The organism is Labedaea rhizosphaerae (genome assembly GCF_004362825.1).
GTDB classification, from domain to species: Bacteria; Actinomycetota; Actinomycetes; order Mycobacteriales; family Pseudonocardiaceae; genus Labedaea; species Labedaea rhizosphaerae.
Genome location: NZ_SNXZ01000011.1, coordinates 17,500 through 33,575, shown reverse-complemented (window position 1 = coordinate 33,575; position 16,076 = coordinate 17,500). Strand labels below are relative to the sequence as shown.

The window sequence follows — 16,076 nt, the reverse complement described above, 5'->3', positions numbered from 1 at the left end:
GTCATTTCCCGCCGAGCCGCTCGGCCAGTTCCGCCGCGGTCTCGGTCAGCTCCTCGACCCCGGCGCCGTGCAGGTGTTTGCCCTTGATGGTGACGGACTTGTCGCCGGCCTTGACCGTCAGGTCGACGTCCGCGCCGCGGGTCTTGAGGTACGCGACGAGCGCGGTCGTCGTGGCGGTGAAACCGCTGGTGATCAGCAGGGAGACCGTGTCGAGCGCCGGGCCCATCGCGCCCTCGCCCGCGGCCTGGTCGTGCAGGCGCACCCGCCCGGGGAAGTCCTCGTCGAGCCACCGCAGCAGGCCGAGCGCGTCGTCCTCACCCTCGACCGTGATCAACACCGTGGTCTCCGTCACGGTTCGCATCGTAGTTGGTCGGCCCGCACGAAGACCGGGAGTTCAGGCGATGCAAGCGATCCAGACCCGTCACGCCGGCGTCAACTCGCCGACGCGCGACCGCCGGGTGATGGGGGTGCCCACCAACGCCAGTCCCCCGGCGGCGGCCAGCACGGCCGCGGCGACGACGAGCCAGCCCGCCGAGCCCAACGCGGTGATCAGCGGCAGGGCGAGCAGCGGGCCGGTGATGCGGGCCACCGAGAAGCACATCCCGAACACCGACTGGTACTCCCCTTGCCGGTCCGCGGGGGTGTCGCGCAACGCCAGGTGCCAGGCGGCCGGGCCGGTCGCCACCTCGCCGACGGTCAGCACCGCGACGCCCACCAACGCGAGGACGGTCGCGGTGACCGGGCCGCCATAGGGCATCAGGGCGAAGACCACGCACGCGACGCCGATCGCCGCACCGGCCAGCAGGGCGGAGCGCGACGCGGACGCATCGGTCCGCACGCGGGCCGACCACGGGGACTGCAAAGCGAACACCAGCAAGGTGTTCAGGCCGAACGCCACCGCCGCGACCCAGCCGGGCGCACTGCTGCGGGTCAACAGCCACAACGGGAGCAGCACCGACAGGATCGGCGTCGTCAGCAACAGCACCGACGTCAGCGCCGTCACCGTGACCAGCCTGCGATCATGCAGCGCGCTGGAACGTAGGGGACGCCGTGCGGGAGCGACACGCTCGACCGGGACCTTCCGGAACATGCGCGCGCACGTGAGCGCGGCCGCCGCGGCGCCGGCGAAGACCAGGACGAACAGCGCGGGCTTGTTCACCGCGAGCACGACGGCGCCGACGACCGAGCCGATCCCGAAGCCGGCGTTGAGCAGCGACTGCAGCCGCGCCCGGGCCATGACCCGGTCGGCCGGGGTGTGCTGCGCGGCCACCACGGCCTGGATCGTCGCGGCCACGCCGGCACGGGCGACGGTGAAGACGATCGCGGCCGCGGCGTAGGTCCAGAGCGAGTGGGCGAAGGTGTACACGGCGAGCGCTGCCGCGAGCGCGAGCGAGTAGACCACGGCCATCCGGCGCAGGCCGACCGTGTCCGCCAACCGCCCGAGCGGAGCGGCCAGCGCCAGGGCCACCGACGCGGCAACGGCCAGCACGACGCCGATCGCGTTCTCGGCCAGCCCGACGACCTGGCTGAAGTACAGGACGACCGTCGTCAGCAAGGCGCCGTCGGCCACCGAGCTGACGGCCTGGACGCGGTACACCCGGTTCGAGGTCATGGCGCAACGCTAGGCCGCGATCGGCCCAGACAAGCATGGCAATCTCGGCCTACAAAGTTAGGTCAATTCCGGTCATGATGGTCGGTGTGAGCACCGGCCTCGACCTGCACCTCGACCTGTCCCCCACCCGCCCGGGCCGGTCGCTGGCGGCGGCCCTGCGTGAAGCCGTGGTCGACGGGCGGCTCGCCGCGCGCACCCGGCTCCCCGCGGCCCGCACCCTGGCCGCGGACCTGGGGCTCAGCCGCAACACGGTCGCGGGCGTCTACGCCGACCTGATGGCCGAGGGCTGGCTCGAATCGCGGGTCGGCGCCGGGACCTGGGTCAGCGACCAGGGCGGCACGCAACCGCGTGGCGGGCAACGCCGGGTCCGGACCGCCAACCGGGAGTTGATCGACCTGCGTGGCGGCCTGCCCGACGCGACCGGGTTCCCGCGCCGCGAGTGGGTCGCCGCCGTGCGCGCCGCGTTGGCCGGCGCCGCCGCCGCGGACTTCGGGTACCCCGATCCGGCCGGTACGGCCCGGCTCCGGGAGGCGCTGGCGGGCTACCTGTCCCGCACCCGCGGCGTGGTCACGACCGCGGCGGAAGTCGTTGTCGGCCAAGGGTTCGGCGAGCTGCTGGTGTTGCTGTGCCGGGCGTTGCAGGCGCGTGGCGCGACCCGGGTCGCGGTCGAGGAGTACGGGCACGCCACCCACCGGCGGCTGATCGCGTCGACCGGCCTGGAGCTCGTGCCGATTCCCGTCGACGAGGACGGCGCCGACGTCACCGTGCTCGACGACCTGCCGGTGGCCGCGGTGCTGCTCACGCCCGCACACCAGTTCCCGGTCGGCGTGCCGCTGTCGGCCGCGCGACGGCGCCGGCTGGTGTCCTGGGCCGAGCGCACCGACGCCGTGGTGCTCGAGGACGACTACGACGGGGAATTCCGTTACGACCGGCGCGTCGTGGGGTCCGTGCAAGCCCTCGCGCCGGACCGAGTCGTCTACCTGGGCACGGCGAGCAAGGGCCTCGCGCCCGCGGTGGGACTGGCGTGGGCGGTGCCGCCCGGTCACCTGCTCGCCGACGTGCTCGACCAGCGCGAGCTCAGCGGTGGTCAGCCGGCGACGCTGCAGCAACTGGCGATGGCCGCGTTCGTCGACTCCCACCAGTACGACCGCAACGTCCGCAGGCTCCGCGCGAGCTACCGCGCGCGGCGAACCCGGCTGGAGCAGGTCGTCGCCGATCACCTGCCCGGGTGCGAGGTGACCGGACTGGCGGCGGGGATGCAATGCCTGCTGCGGTTGCCACCCGGTGCCGACGAGGCTGCGATCGAGCGGGCGGCGGCCAAGCGCGGGCTGGCCATCGAGGCGCTGAGCGCACACCGGGCGCCGGGAGCCACCGGCGACACCGAGCCCGCCCTGGTCGTCGGGTACGGCGCGCCGTCGCACGGCCAGTACGAACGCGCCCTGCGGATCATGGTCGACAGCATCAATGACCCAGGTTTCTAGCGCTCGATTGGCCAAGTTTGCTGGGCAGCCGGCGATCTAGCGTTCCCGTCATGACAACGACCGACTACGTGCCCATCGCCCAGCGACTCGACTTCGACGCCCTGGTTCCCGGCTTCGCCCGCGCGGTCAACGACCTCGACGAGGCCGCCACCGCGGAAGCGGACCGCGCCGGGATCGACCCGGCCCTGCGGGAACTGCTGCGCCTGCGGGCTTCGCAGCTCAACGGCTGCTCCTACTGCGTCGACATGCACTCCCGTGCCGCCCGCAAGAAGGGCACGGCAGCGCAACGGGTCGACGCCATCGCCATCTGGCGCGACTCGAACCTGTTCACCGCCGACGAGCGCGCCGCCCTGGAATTCACCGAGCAGGTCACGCTTGTCGCGAGCAGCCGGGTCCCGGAGGACTGCGTCCAAGCGGTGGTCAAGGCCTACGGCGAGGAAGGCGCCGCCGCGCTGCTTTCCTTGGTGGTGGCCATCAACACGTGGAACACCATCGGCGTGACGGCCCGCTGCTGGCCCGTGGCCGTGCGGACCCGCGACTGACCGCTCACCGCACCAGGGCCGGGCTGGACCGGTCCGCGGCCGGCACACGCCACCAGCGGCGCGACGCCCACGCGGCCAGCGCGGCGCCGGCGGCGTTGAGCAGCACGTCGTCCACAGAGGACACCCGGTCCAGCCGCAGGACGTACTGCGCGGTCTCGACCAAGATCGAGCACCCCGCTGCGAGCGCCAGGATCCGCGGCACCGAGGCCAGCGCCGCGAACCGCAGCGGGGCCAGGAACCCCAGCAACGCGAACGCCAGCAGGTTGCCGACGATCTGGACCGCAGGCATCGAGAACAGGTCCCGCAGCGGGATCAGGCTCACCCGCCCGGTGACGGTCCCGGCGTGGCTGCCGGGCAACATGATCACCCACACCGACGGCACCGTCCCCCAGACGATGCCGACCTCGGCGAGCGACTTGCGCCAGGCCCACCGCGGCGAGGCGCCACGGCCACGCCTGCGCCGGGCCAGGGCCCACGCCACCAGCGCGGCCACCGGCAGCGCGACCACCGCCAGCAACGCCACGCCGGTGAACGAACCGACCAGGTGCCTCCCGTCGATCACGCGACCTCCGCCTCCGTTGTCCAATCCGTGCCACAACTCAAGACGCACGGAGGTGGCGCTGGTTGAGCAGGCGGCTCAGGTCCGCGCCGCCCTCAGGGTGTGTTCGACGGACACCGGCATGCCGAGTTCGGCGCACGCGGCCTGGATGTCGGCGACCTTGCGGGCGTGGTCGGGGTCCGTGCGGGCGACGAGCACGCCGATCATCGTCCCGCTGTGGGCCACGACCACGCCGAGCGCGCCGGCGGCGGCGCTGATCTCGATCATCCGGTCCAGCGTGCGCTTGTGGCAGCGCCGCTGGTTGAGCCGCGCGCTGCGGGTGGAGACCCGGCCCAGCGCGGCCAGGTCGCCGCGGGGCAGGGCCCGGCTCACGTCCTCGAGCAGGCGTTCGTACTCGCGGCGCTCGGCCCGGGTGATCGAGGGCCGGGTGACGTTGAAGTCGACGGTGTCGATCTGGCCGCCCTCGTCCACGCCGACGACCGTCAGCGCCGGCGGCGCGCCGAGGTCGCGGCACAACGCGACCTTGCGGTGGTAGAACGCCACGATCCCTTGGTACATCAGGCCGTCGGTGGGTTCGACGCCGCGCAGCACCAGCTCCGTCTCTTCCGGACTGACCGCGAGCCCGAGCGCGGCGCCCACCGCGCGGACGGTGGCCACGAGGTCGGCCGACGAGCTCGCCATCCCCTTGCCCTCGGGCAGGTCGCTGGTGATCTCCAGCGTGCCGCCCAGCCGTGCGCCGTACGCGTCGAGCAGGCAGCGGGCCACGTGGGCCGACTTCTGCTTGTGCGACGGCTCGACGCAGACCTCGGCGACGTCCGGGAACAACGTGATTCGGGCGGTGGACCAGCGCGCGATCGGCAGGGTCACGAGGAAGTCCTCGCCCGCGCCGGGCAGGGCGCCCTGCAGCAGCTCGCCGAACGTCCCGAACGACACGCCCGTGCCGGTCAAGACCGTGTCGTCCTTCAGGACCGCCGTGCCCGCCCTCGGGGCGGTGACTCCCTCGATCACGATTCGTCTCCACCTCTGCGGTTGGTCGGGTCGGGTGCTGCACGCGTCACGGTTGGGGCCTGCCGAGCAGGCGGAGCACGTCGTCGGCGGTCTCGGCCACCTCGAGCGTGCGGAGCTCGGCGCCGGTGGCGAACGCGTCGGCCTCGGCGTGGTCGAGCAGTTCGAGCAGCGGGTCGAAGCAGCCGCGCCGGTTGGCCAGCACGATCCGGCCGACGCGGCCGGTCACCGCCTCCACGCTGAGCAACTCGCCCAGCTCCCGCAGGACCTCGACGCCGCCGGGCAGCACCACCACAGCGTCGGAAAGCCGGTGCACCATGCGCATGCGCTCATAAGTGCTCCGCACGACCTGCAGGACGACGCCGCCCGCCATCTCGCCGCAGGCGGCCTCGGGCAGCAGCGCGTGCGGCACCACGTTCAGCACGCCGCTGCCGAAGGCGTGCGCGGTGCGCACCACCTCGCTGAGCAGGCCGGCCGAGGTGCCGCCGCAGACCAGGTCGAAGCCCGCCCGGCCGAGCGCGCCGCCGAGTTCGGCGGCGAAGTCGAGGTAGTGCCGGCCCGTTCCGGCACCCGACCCGCAGACGAGCCCGACCCGGTGGACGGGTGGACCGGCGGGCGCCGCCGCGACGACGGTGGGGCGGCTGGCCTGATCCAGCATGGTCCACGTCCTTTCGGGGGTCAGTGGGGTAAGGCGCGGGCGACTGGCGTCCGCTGGTGTGCCGCGCGAGCGGTGGGCAGGGCGAGAACGACGCCGCCGCGGTCCGGGTGGCGCTCGCGGGTACGGGCGAAGGCCAGCACGATCCCGCCGACCCGGCAGACGGGTTCGCCATCCGCGGCGCGGGTGAGGTCGAGCAGGCCCGCGTCGACCAGCTCCGCCATCGCGTCGTCGGCGCTGCCGGAGTCCACATCGGAGGGTTCGGGGCACAGGCGCGTAGGGAACTCCGCACGGCCCATGGCCCCGATGCGGCGCAACAACCGGCGGGCTGCGACCGAGAGGCGGGAGTGCACTTCGGCCAGTTCGGCTTCGAGGTCGTCGTCGAGCCCGGTGAGCCGGTCCACCGAGGCAGCGACCGTCCAATGTGGACGTGCGGCGAGCCGGGCGCCCGCGCGGCGCAATGCCAAGGGTTCGCCGTGGCAGGCCTCGGCGAGCCGACGGGTGTCCTGCGCTTGGGCGAGCGCGCGGTCGCGGCCGATCACCTCGGCGAGCAGCCGCGTGCCCTCCCCCGCGGTGAGCGGGCCGACGGCCACGCGCCACGCACCGGCGAGCGCGGTCAGCCTGCGCCTGCTGGTGACCAGCACCGCGCAGCTCGCGCTGCCCGGCAGCAGGGCGTCGACCTGCCGCTCGTCGGCGGCGTCGTCCAGCACGACGAGCAGCGAGCGGTCGGCGGTCAGATCCCGGTAGCGGGCCGCGCGTTCGTCGGGGTCCGCCGGCACGGCACCAGCGGGAACGCTCAGCGCACGCAGGAAACCGGCGAGCACGACGGCGGGCGCGACCGGCGCGCCGTCGGCACCGCCGAGCCGGGCGAAGAGCTGACCGTCCGGGAAGTGCTCGCGCAGGGCGTGGGCCGCGTGCACGGCGAGCATGGTCTTGCCGATCCAGGCGCGGCCGTCGAGCGTCACGACCCGTGGGGCGGTACCGCGGGCGGCGGGCGCGAGCAGGGCGTGCAGGCGCGCCAGGTCGTCGGCGCGGCCGGTGAAGTCGCGGCTGGTGGGCGGCAGGGACCGCGGCACGAGCGGAGTTGCGGGCACCGGCGGTGTCGCCGGTCCTGGTCCCGCGAGGATGGCCTGCTCGATCCGCACCAGGTCCGCGCCGGGGTCGAGGCCGAGCTCGTCGACCAGCAGCTTGCGCCCGGCGCGGCCCACGGCCAGGGCCTCGGCCCGGCGGCCCGTGCGGTGCAGCGCGGTCATCAGCTGCGCACGCAGCCGTTCGCGGAAGGGGTGCGCCGCCACCAGTTCGGCCAGCTCGGCCGCCAGCTCGGTCATCTCGGCCGGAGCACCGAGCCGCAACTGGAGGTCGACGTGTTCCTCCAGCACGCAGATCCGCCGCTCGGCCAGCGTCACCCGGGCCGCGTCCACGACCCGGCTGCTCACCCCATCGATCGGAGTGCCGCGCCAGAGCCCGAGCGCCTCGCGCAACAACGCCGCGGCACGGGTTTCGTCGTCGGACTCCCGGGCTTCGGCGACGAGGCGGTCGAACGCCAGCAGGTCGAGTTCGTCGGCCGCGCACCGCAGCACGTAGCCGGGAGCCTGCCGCACGATCGCGTCCGGCCGCCCGGCCGCCCGCAGGGCCCGGCGGATCGCCGACACGCAGATCTGGATCTGCTCCCGCGCGGTCGAGGGCGGGTTCGCGTCCCACACGGCGTCCACGAGGCGGTCCACCGCGACGACCCGGCCCGCGTCCAGCAGCAGCATGGCGAGCACCGTGCGCTGGCGTGGCGCGAACGACAGGCCCGCCGCGGCGAGCGGGCCGAGAATGCGGAAGAACATCGCCTGCGATCCCTCCACCTCGATTTGGCTCAAGCCGATCCGTCCTGCCGGTTCCCATTCTCGCGGCGCACTTATCGCGCCGGTATCACGGCACTAATCCGCAGGCCGTTGCCGTGGCGATAGCGCGGCGATAACCGCCGTTCTTAGCGTTCGCGTCGCTGGAGTGCCGCATGCGCAAGGAAACAGGAGGTGGCTCGCGATGACGGTGGAAACGATGGAGACGTCGGTCCTCGAGATCTTCCGGAACGTGCTCAGGAATGCCGATATCGGCGAAGAAGCCGATTTCTTCGAGGCCGGTGGCGACTCGCTGCTGGCGATCGACGCCATCCAGCAGATCGGTGAGCTGGTGGGCAAGGACCTCGACCCGGTGGTCATCTTCATGTACCCGACGCCGGCCAGCTGCGCCGGCGCGGTCATGGACCTCGGGTAGTCCGCGGATGACCGCCGTCGCCACCGGCACGCGTCCGGACGACCAGCAGAGCACCGAACCGGAAGCCGCGTTGCCGGACGGCTTCCGGTGGTGGCCGGAGCTGGTCGTGCGCGGAGCCGGCTTCGCCGCTTCCGGCGTACTGGACCTCGCCGACCCCGACCTGGGCGCCATGGCCGCGGCGGTGCTCGCCGCCGAGGAGAACCCCGAGGCGTGGCAACGGTTTCGTGCCGCGTTCGCCGACGCCACCACCAGGATGGGCGTGCGGCTGCGGGAGATCGCCGCGTCGCCGCGGTTCCAGCACGCCGTCGCGTGGCAGAACCACACGCTGCTGCCCCTGGCCGTCGAACCGTTCCTGCGCAGACCGGCCACCGAGCCGCGCAACTCCAAGAACCGCCAGCGCGAGGAGCTCGTCGCGTCCTACTGGCAGCGCTACTGCATGAAGAACGACTCGATCGGGTTCTTCGGGCCGGTCGGCTGGGCCGGCTGGGACGACCGGCCGCACAGCGACGTCGTCGTGGGCGATGCCCTGGTGCGGCGGTCGACGGTGTACTTCGAGACGTGGGCGGTGGACCAGCTGGTCGCGGCGATCGAGGCCGAGCCGGGCCTGCGCCGGTGGCTCGCCCCGCGCCGGATGCCCTACCTGGGTCTGGACGGCGACGACCTGGTCCTGCCGACGGGCGGCCGGGTCGCCCTCACGCCCGCGCAGGCGCGCCTGCTGCGGGCCTGCGACGGCGTGGCCCGGGCGTGCGACCTCGGTGGCCCGGAAACCGAGGCGGTGCTGGCCGACTTCGCGCGCCGCCGGTGGACCACGTGGCGGATCGAACTGCCCGGCGACCCGTTCCCGGAGCGCTCGTTGCGTGCGGTGCTCGCCCGGGTCGACGACGAGGGCCTGCGGGCCCGGTGCCTGCGGCCGCTGGAGCTCATGGAGCGGTGCAAGGCCGCGGTGGCCGAGGCAACCGACGCGGCGTCCTTGAGCGCGGCGCTCGCGGCCGCCGACGAGACCTTCCACGAGCTGACCGGTGCGGCGAGCAAGCGCAACGGCGGGCAGGCCTACGGCGGTCGCACGCTCATGTACCAGGACTGCGCCCGCGACCTGGACGCCGTGTTCGGCCAGGACCTGATGGCCGCCGCGCTGCCGGTGGAGTTGCTGGCCCGCGGCGCCCGGTGGCTGTGCCGTCAGGCCGCGGACGCCGCACGCGTCGCGCTGCTCGAAGTGCACCGGCGGATCGCCCAAGACGGATCGTGTGCGTTGTCGGCGATGTGGGCCGCCGCGCTCGGCCCGCTCACCAAGCAGGTCGGCGCGGCCGTGGCCGAGGCACGCACCGAGTACGTGCGGCGCTGGACGTCGGTGTTCGCCGTCCCGGACGGCGCCCGTGCGGTGCGGCGCACCTACGCTGAACTGCTTCCCTTGGTGCGCAGCGCCTTCGCCGTGGACGGGCCGGGCTGGAACGGCGCCCGCTACCTCAGCCCGGACCTGATGGTGTCGGCGCCGGACCTCGACGCGGTGCGCCGAGGCGAGTTCCAGGTCGTGGTCGGCGAGCTCCACCTGGCCATGAACAGCCAGCGCAGCAACTGCTTCGTGCGCCAGCACCCCGAGCCCGAGACACTGCTGCGCCACGTGGACGAGGACTTCCCCGCCCCGCGGCTGCTGCCCGCACCACCCCGCAGCGGGCCGGTGCGCCGGTCGGTGCGCACGCAGTCCGCGCTCACCCGCGACCGCGACGTGCTGGTCGAGTTCCACCACCACACGGTCGCCGCGGACCGGCCGGGATTGGTGCCCAGCGCGGACATCGTGGTGTCCGAACAGGACGGTGAGCTGGTGGCCGTGCTGCCGGACGGGCCGCGCTTCGACGTGCTCGACGTGTTCTCGGAGGTCCTGATGGACCTGGTGCTGAACGCGCACAGCCTGTTCGCCGGCCGCGCGCACGCGCCACGCGTGGTGATCGACCGCTGCGTCGTGCACCGCGAGACGTGGCGGATCGACCCGGCGACGGCGGCGTTCGTCAAGGAGAAGGACGAGGCACGCCGGTTCGTCGCCGCCCGCGCCTGGCGGGTGGCGGCCGGACTGCCTTCGCGGGTCTTCGCCAAGGCGGGCGCCACCGACAAGCCGGTGTACATCGACTTCGACAGCCCGGTGCTGGTCAACGTGCTGGCCAAGATGCTGCGCGGCGCCGAGCCGGGCCACGCGGTCGGCTTCACCGAACTGCTGCCCGACCTGGACCACCTGTGGCTGGTCGACCAGGCAGGCGATCGCTACACCTCCGAGCTGCGCTTCGCGATGGTCGACCGGCTCGGCGGACCGGACGGAGAGGATGCCCCGTGACGACAGTGCTGCCGGACCAACTGGCCCCGGATCACCTCGCCCAGCACCAACTGACGCTGGACCAACTGGTGCTGGGCGGCGACTGGACCCTGTCGCCGCACGTGATCACCCGCGGCGCCGGGTTCCCGGCCGACGGCGTGCTGCGGCTGCGTGCCGCCGAACTGGCGGCGCACGCCGACGAGCTGGCCGACGCCGATCAGGATGACCCACGCTGGGCCGAGTTCCGCGCTCGCTTCGACACTGCCGCTCGCGCGGCGGGTCGCGAGTTGCAACGCATCGCCGTCGACGACGACTTCCGCCGCGCGGTCGCGTTGCAGAACCACCGGCTGGTCGACAGCGCGCTGGCCCCGCTGCTGCGCTGGGACGCCGACACCGACCCGCGCCTGGCCAAGCACCGCGACCGCGAGGGGCTGGTGGCGTCGTACTGGCAGCGCTACTGCGTGAAGAACGACTCCATCGGGTTCTTCGGGCCGGTGCTGTGGAGCGTGGCCGACGGCGCCGCGAGCACGCGCCTGCGTCCGGGCACGCGGCTGACCCGCAGCATGGAGGTCTTCTTCGAGCCGTGGGCGATCGACCGGCTGGCCGAGGTGGTGCACGAGCTGCCGGGCATGCGGATGTGGGTTCCCCCGCGCCGCAACGCCTTCGTCCGCCTCGACGGCGATCTGGTGACCCCGCCGGTAGGCAAACCCGTGCGGTTGACCGAGTTCGAGGCGTCGGTGCTGCGGTCGTGCGACGGCCGGACGCGGGCCCGCGACCTGGGCGAGGACGCCGTCGCCGTGCTGGAGTCGTTCGTCAAGCGGCGCTGGGTGACGTGGAAGCTCGACGTCCCCCTGTCGAAGTGGCCGATGCGCGAGCTGCGCGGGTTCGTCGAAGGAGTGTCGGACGACGCGGTGCGCGTGCCCGCGTTGCGGATGCTCGACCGGCTCGACGCGGGCCGGGCGGATCTGCAGCTCAAGGTGCACGCCCCGGCCGAGGAGCTGACCGCGGCGCTGCTGGCCCTCGACGCGACCTTCACCGAGCTGACCGCGGGCCCGTCCACCCGCAACGCCGGGCAGGCCTACGGCGGCCGCACGCTGGTCTACTGCGATTCGCGCCGGGACGCCGACCTCACGCTGGGCACGACGGTGCTGGCCGCCGCCGAGCCCGTGCGGTTGCTCGCCGACAGCGGGCGCTGGTTCTGCGCGGAGGTCGCGAAGGGCATCCGGCCGGTGCTGAACGACGTCTACGCCGCACTGGCCGCGCAGCGGCCGGTGGTGGACTTCGCGGCGTTCTGGATGAAGTCGCTGATGCCGCTGCGGACCGCGATCAACACGGCGACTTCGGCGGTGCAGCAGGAGTTCTGGCGCCGGTGGGCGTCGATCCTGGACCTGCCGGAAGGCCGGCGGGTTCGGTACGGCTTCACGGAGCTGCTGCCCAAGGTGCGGGCGGCGTTCGCGGCCGAGGGCCCCGGCTGGTCGGCGGCCCGGCACTTCAGCCCCGACCTGATGGTCGCGGCCCGGGACACCGCGGCCATCGACCGCGGCGAGTTCCAGCTGGTGCTGGGCGAGGTGCACATGGCGATCAACGCCCAGCGCAGCAACTGCCTGGTCAGCCAGCACCCGGACCTGTCGGTCCTGCACGCGCAGACCGACGTGGAGTTCCCGGCGCCGCGGCTGCTTCCCGTGCTGCCCAAGGGAAGCCTCCCGCGCCTGTCGATCCGGACCCACCCGGGATTCGTGCGGGACAAGGACTTCCTGCTGGAGACGACGCACCACACGGTGCCCGCGGATCGGCCGGGGTTGGTCAAGGCGGGCGACGTCGAGGTGCGGCCCGAGGGCGATTCCCTGGTGCTGCGCCTGCCCACCGGCGAGACCTTCGACGTGCTCGACGCGTTCAGCGAGATCCTGATGGACGCGGTGATCGACCGGTTCAAGCTCTTCGACGACCGGCCGCACACCCCGCGCATCACCGTCGACAAGGTCGTGCTGTGCCGGGAGAAGTGGCGCCTGCCGAGTGCGGACGTGCCGTTCGCCAAGGGCAAGGACGAGGCGCGCCGCTTCGTGCTGGCGCGGCGCTGGCAACACGAGCTCGGCCTGCCCGACCAGATCTTCGTCACGCCGAACAAGGGCGCGAAGCCGGTGTACATCGACTTCGCGAGCCCCACGTACGTGAACCTGCTGGCGAAGTTCGTGCGCCGGGCCCAGACCGACGGCGCGGTGCTGACCATCACCGAGATGCTGCCGGACCACGACGAGCTGTGGCTGCGCGACCGTGCCGGCCGCGCCCACACCTCGGAACTCCGCTTCGCCGCGTTCGACCGGACCTGCAGCGCGAAGGGACAGTCATGACACCCCTTACCGCAGGATCGAAATCAGCTCGCGGGGCGGCCAACCGCACCTCAGGGGAACGTGACGCAACCCAGCCACGAGCACGGGATCAAGCGGCGCCTGCTTCGCCCAAGGTAACCGGCGGAGTGAAATGCGGGGAGGCGGCCGAGCTTCCGCGCAGCCAGCGGCGGCTGTGGTTCACCCACCAGCTCGACCCCAGCGGCCAGGAGCTGCTGGTGCCGTTGGTGCTCCGGTTCACCGGCCCGCTCGACGTGGCGGCCCTGCGGGCCGCGGTCACCGGAATCGTGGCGCGTCATGAGGTCCTGCGCACGTCGGTGATCACGGTCGACGACGAACCCAAGGCCGTCGTGCGGCCGGTGAGTGCCTTCGCACTGCCGCTCACCGAACTCTCGCCGGTCACCGACCCGCGGGCCGCCGCCGATGCCGAGCTGCGGGCCGGGTTCGATTTGGCGAACGGTCTGCCCATCCGGGCCCGGCTCTTTCGGATGGACGAGCACGACCACCTGCTGTGCGTGAGCGTGCACCACATCGCCTTCGACGGCTGGTCGGCAGGCGTGTTCCAGAAGGAGCTCACCGCGCTGTACGCCGGGCAAGCGCTGGAACCGTTGCCCGCGCAGTTCCGCGAGGTCGCTCTCGAAGCCGACGCCCGCCTCGCCGAGGGTGACCGGCTGACCAAGGGCCTGGAATTCTGGCGCAACGAGCTGGCCGGCGCCGAACCGTTCGAGCTGCCCACGGACCGGGCCCGCCCACCGCGCCGGGCCGGGCGGGGCGTCACCGGTTCGTTCACGTTGCCCGCCGCCGTCGTGTCCGCATTGGACGGTGCGGCCCGCGCGCGGCGGGCCACCCTGTTCACCGTCCTGCTGGCCGCGAGCCAGGTGTTCTGCTACCGGGCGTCGGGTCGCACCGATGTCGTCACCGGCACGTCGGTGGCCGAGCGCGAACAGGCGGTGCGGACGGGGTTGATCGGCCCGTTCCTCGGGATGCTGGTGCTGCGCAACGACTTGGCGGGCAATCCGGCGTTCGGTGCGCTCGTCGCCGCGGTGCGCCGCCGCATGATCGGCGCCTTCGCCCACCGGCACGTCCCGTTCGACCTGCTGGTCGAGGAGCTGGCCCCCGAGCGCGACCTGTCCCGCACGCCGCTGTTCGGGGTCCTGGTGGACATCCAGCCGGGTGCCAACAGCCTGCCCGAACTCCCCGGCGTGCGCACCGAGGCCGCGCCGGTGACGTGGCAGACCTCCCGCTACGACACCGAGATCGCGTTCAGCACCCAGGCCGACGGCACCGTCGCGTGCCGGGTCACCGGCGACGCGGCGCTCTACCGGGCCGACACCGTGCGGCGCTGGGCCAGCCAGCTCGAGACGCTGCTGACCAGCCTCGCCGCGGCGCCGGACACGTCGATCGACGAGATCCCGATGGCGACCGACGCGGAACTGGCCGCGCTGCGGGCGGTGACCGTGCCCAAACCGGTGCCGTTCCCGCAGCGTGGGCTGCACGAGTTCGTCGACGACCAGGCCGCCGCCACTCCGAACGCGACCGCGGTGATCAACCCGGACGGCACGCGCACCAGCTACCGCGCGCTCGTCGACCGCGCCGACGCGATCGCGCGATCGCTTGCGGGGCATGGTGTCCGGCTCGACGACGTGGTCGGGGTGCAGCTCGACCGCGGTCCCGACTTGATCCCCACCCTGCTGGGCGTGCTCAAGGCCGGTGCCGCCTTCCTGCCGCTGGAGACCGACACGCCACCCGCACGCGTGGCGAAGCTGCTGGCCGGGGCCAAGGCCCGGCTGTGTGTTGCCGAGCCGGGCCTGCCGGACAGCGGCCGGCCGACCGTCACCGTCGCCGACCTGCGGCCCTCCGAGGCCACCTTGCCGCGAGTGCGGCCGCTGACGTTGTGCTCGATCTACTGCACGTCCGGCTCCACCGGCGAACCCAAGCGGGTGGCCAGCACACACGAGGGCTGGGTCAACCGGATGGCGTGGATGCAGCGCCGCCACGGCCTGCGCCTCGGCGAGGTCGTGCTGCACAAGACGACGCTGACCTTCGACGACGCCGCGGTGGAAGTGTTCTGGCCCTTGATGACCGGCGGCACGGTCGCGTTGCTCGGCCCCGGCCTGCACCGCGACCCGCGGGCCATCCTCGAGGCGGGCGCGCGCCACGACGCCGTGCACGTGCAGTTCGTGCCGAGCATGCTGGAGTTCTTCGTCGACACGATGTCCACAGCGGACCTCGACCGGTGGCCGTCGCTGCGCAGCGTGCTGTCCAGCGGCGAGGCCCTGCGCCCGGCCCTGGTCCGTCGTTTCGCGGAAGCCGTCGGGGGCCGCCGCATCAGCCTGGACAACACGTGGGGCGCCACCGAGGTGTCCATCGACTCCACGTGCCACGTCTGCGAACCCGCCGACTACGACGCGGACGCCGGTGACGGCGCGGTGTCGCTGGGCACGCCCATCGACAACAACGAGGTCTACGTCCTCGACGAGCACTTCCGGCCGGTCCCGGCGGGCGTGCCCGGCGAGCTGTACCTCGGCGGCGTGGGCCTGGCGCGGGGTTACCTGCACGACCCGCGCCGCACCGCGGAGTCGTTCGTGCCGCACTTCGAACGGCCCGGGCAGCGGCTCTACCGCACCGGCGACCGCGGCCGGTTGCGTGCCGACGGCTCGGCGGAGTTCCTCGGCCGCGCCGATCACCAGGTGAAGATCCGCGGTGTGCGGATCGAACTCGGCGAGATCGAGTCGGTGCTGCACGAGCACCCAGGCATCGCCGACGCGGTCGCGGTCGTGCACGCGATGAGCACCGGCCCGGCGGTCGTCGGCTACGTCGTGCCCGCCGGACCGGACGCGCCGGACCTGGGCGAGCTGCGGGCGTTCGCGGCGAGCCAGCTCTCCGGCTACGCCGTGCCGGGCGCGCTCGTGTCGATACCCGCGCTTCCGTTGCTGGCCAGCGGGAAGCTCGACCGCCGGGCGCTGCCCGCGCCCGCGGAGACCGACCTGGCCGCGGCCGAGTTCGTCGCGCCGCGCACCGCCACCGAGCAGGCCGTGGCCGAGCTGTGGGCCGAGGCGCTGGGCCGGCCGAGGGTCGGCGCGACCGACGATTTCTTCGCCCTCGGCGGGCACTCGCTGCTGGCCATCCGGGTCACCAACCGGATGTCGCGCGCGTTCGGCGTGCCGCTCTCACCGGTCCTGCTGTTCGAGCACCGCACCGTCGACGCGGTGGCCGAGCAGGTGACCGACCTCGTGCTCGCCGACATCGACGAGCTCAGCGACGCCGACGCCGAGCGCCTGCTCACCTCCTGACCGCACCGAACCGACAGGGA

General features: G+C 73.1%; 12 protein-coding genes. 6 read left to right on the top strand and 6 right to left on the bottom strand.

The features are described from left to right. Nucleotide 1: 1 nt before the first annotated feature. On the bottom strand, nt 2–352 hold the full coding sequence (locus EV186_RS36835) for an effector-associated constant component EACC1 (RefSeq protein ID WP_133854177.1): 351 nt from the start codon (nt 350–352) through the stop codon (nt 2–4). Nucleotides 353–421: 69 nt separating this feature from the next. After that, nucleotides 422–1,612, bottom strand: coding sequence for an MFS transporter (locus EV186_RS36830; protein WP_208115991.1), 1,191 nt, complete (start codon nt 1,610–1,612; stop codon nt 422–424). 77 nt (nt 1,613–1,689) lie between these two features. On the opposite strand from EV186_RS36830, the gene pdxR reads away from it, so the two are divergent. Further along, nucleotides 1,690–3,093 (top strand): MocR-like pyridoxine biosynthesis transcription factor PdxR, encoded by a 1,404-nt coding sequence (gene pdxR / locus EV186_RS36825; RefSeq protein ID WP_133854298.1) that lies wholly within the window; start codon nt 1,690–1,692, stop codon nt 3,091–3,093. A gap of 50 nt (nt 3,094–3,143) precedes the next feature. Further along, nucleotides 3,144–3,635, top strand: a complete 492-nt coding sequence (locus tag EV186_RS36820) for a carboxymuconolactone decarboxylase family protein (RefSeq protein ID WP_133854176.1) — start codon at nt 3,144–3,146, stop codon at nt 3,633–3,635. Nucleotides 3,636–3,639: 4 nt separating this feature from the next. Here the strand turns inward: EV186_RS36820 and EV186_RS36815 are convergent, their stop codons facing one another. The 4 genes from EV186_RS36815 to EV186_RS36800 all read right to left on the bottom strand — a co-directional run bounded on the left by EV186_RS36815 (nt 3,640) and on the right by EV186_RS36800 (nt 7,719). Beyond that, on the bottom strand, nt 3,640–4,197 hold the full coding sequence (locus EV186_RS36815; protein WP_133854175.1) for a VanZ family protein: 558 nt from the start codon (nt 4,195–4,197) through the stop codon (nt 3,640–3,642). Between the two features lie 75 nt (nt 4,198–4,272). Next, the gene (locus tag EV186_RS36810) at nt 4,273–5,202 is read right to left on the bottom strand and encodes a GHMP family kinase ATP-binding protein (protein WP_243754521.1); all 930 of its coding nucleotides are present in this window, start codon (nt 5,200–5,202) and stop codon (nt 4,273–4,275) included. A gap of 46 nt (nt 5,203–5,248) precedes the next feature. After that, nucleotides 5,249–5,857, bottom strand: coding sequence for an LOG family protein (locus EV186_RS36805; RefSeq protein ID WP_133854174.1), 609 nt, complete (start codon nt 5,855–5,857; stop codon nt 5,249–5,251). 20 nt (nt 5,858–5,877) lie between these two features. After that, on the bottom strand, nt 5,878–7,719 hold the full coding sequence (locus EV186_RS36800) for an AfsR/SARP family transcriptional regulator (protein WP_133854173.1): 1,842 nt from the start codon (nt 7,717–7,719) through the stop codon (nt 5,878–5,880). A gap of 166 nt (nt 7,720–7,885) precedes the next feature. On the opposite strand from EV186_RS36800, the gene EV186_RS36795 reads away from it, so the two are divergent. The 4 genes from EV186_RS36795 to EV186_RS36780 all read left to right on the top strand — a co-directional run bounded on the left by EV186_RS36795 (nt 7,886) and on the right by EV186_RS36780 (nt 16,056). After that, nucleotides 7,886–8,116 (top strand): acyl carrier protein, encoded by a 231-nt coding sequence (locus EV186_RS36795; protein ID WP_133854172.1) that lies wholly within the window; start codon nt 7,886–7,888, stop codon nt 8,114–8,116. A gap of 7 nt (nt 8,117–8,123) precedes the next feature. Beyond that, nucleotides 8,124–10,439: a lantibiotic dehydratase gene (locus EV186_RS36790; protein ID WP_133854171.1), complete on the top strand. Its 2,316-nt coding sequence runs from the start codon at nt 8,124–8,126 to the stop codon at nt 10,437–10,439. Continuing rightward, on the top strand, nt 10,436–12,766 hold the full coding sequence (locus EV186_RS36785; RefSeq protein ID WP_133854170.1) for a lantibiotic dehydratase: 2,331 nt from the start codon (nt 10,436–10,438) through the stop codon (nt 12,764–12,766). Before EV186_RS36790 ends, EV186_RS36785 begins: the two co-directional genes overlap by 4 nt. A gap of 125 nt (nt 12,767–12,891) precedes the next feature. Then, the gene (locus EV186_RS36780) at nt 12,892–16,056 is read left to right on the top strand and encodes a non-ribosomal peptide synthetase (RefSeq protein ID WP_166659513.1); all 3,165 of its coding nucleotides are present in this window, start codon (nt 12,892–12,894) and stop codon (nt 16,054–16,056) included. Nucleotides 16,057–16,076: the final 20 nt, after the last annotated feature.

Coding starts and splice junctions, on each gene's coding strand:
- EV186_RS36830 (WP_208115991.1), bottom strand. CDS start 1,612: ATGACCTCGAACCGGGTGTACCGCGTCCAGGCCGTCAGCTCGGTGGCC.
- pdxR (WP_133854298.1), top strand. CDS start 1,690: ATGGTCGGTGTGAGCACCGGCCTCGACCTGCACCTCGACCTGTCCCCC.
- EV186_RS36820 (WP_133854176.1), top strand. CDS start 3,144: ATGACAACGACCGACTACGTGCCCATCGCCCAGCGACTCGACTTCGAC.
- EV186_RS36805 (WP_133854174.1), bottom strand. CDS start 5,857: ATGCTGGATCAGGCCAGCCGCCCCACCGTCGTCGCGGCGGCGCCCGCC.
- EV186_RS36795 (WP_133854172.1), top strand. CDS start 7,886: ATGACGGTGGAAACGATGGAGACGTCGGTCCTCGAGATCTTCCGGAAC.
- EV186_RS36790 (WP_133854171.1), top strand. CDS start 8,124: ATGACCGCCGTCGCCACCGGCACGCGTCCGGACGACCAGCAGAGCACC.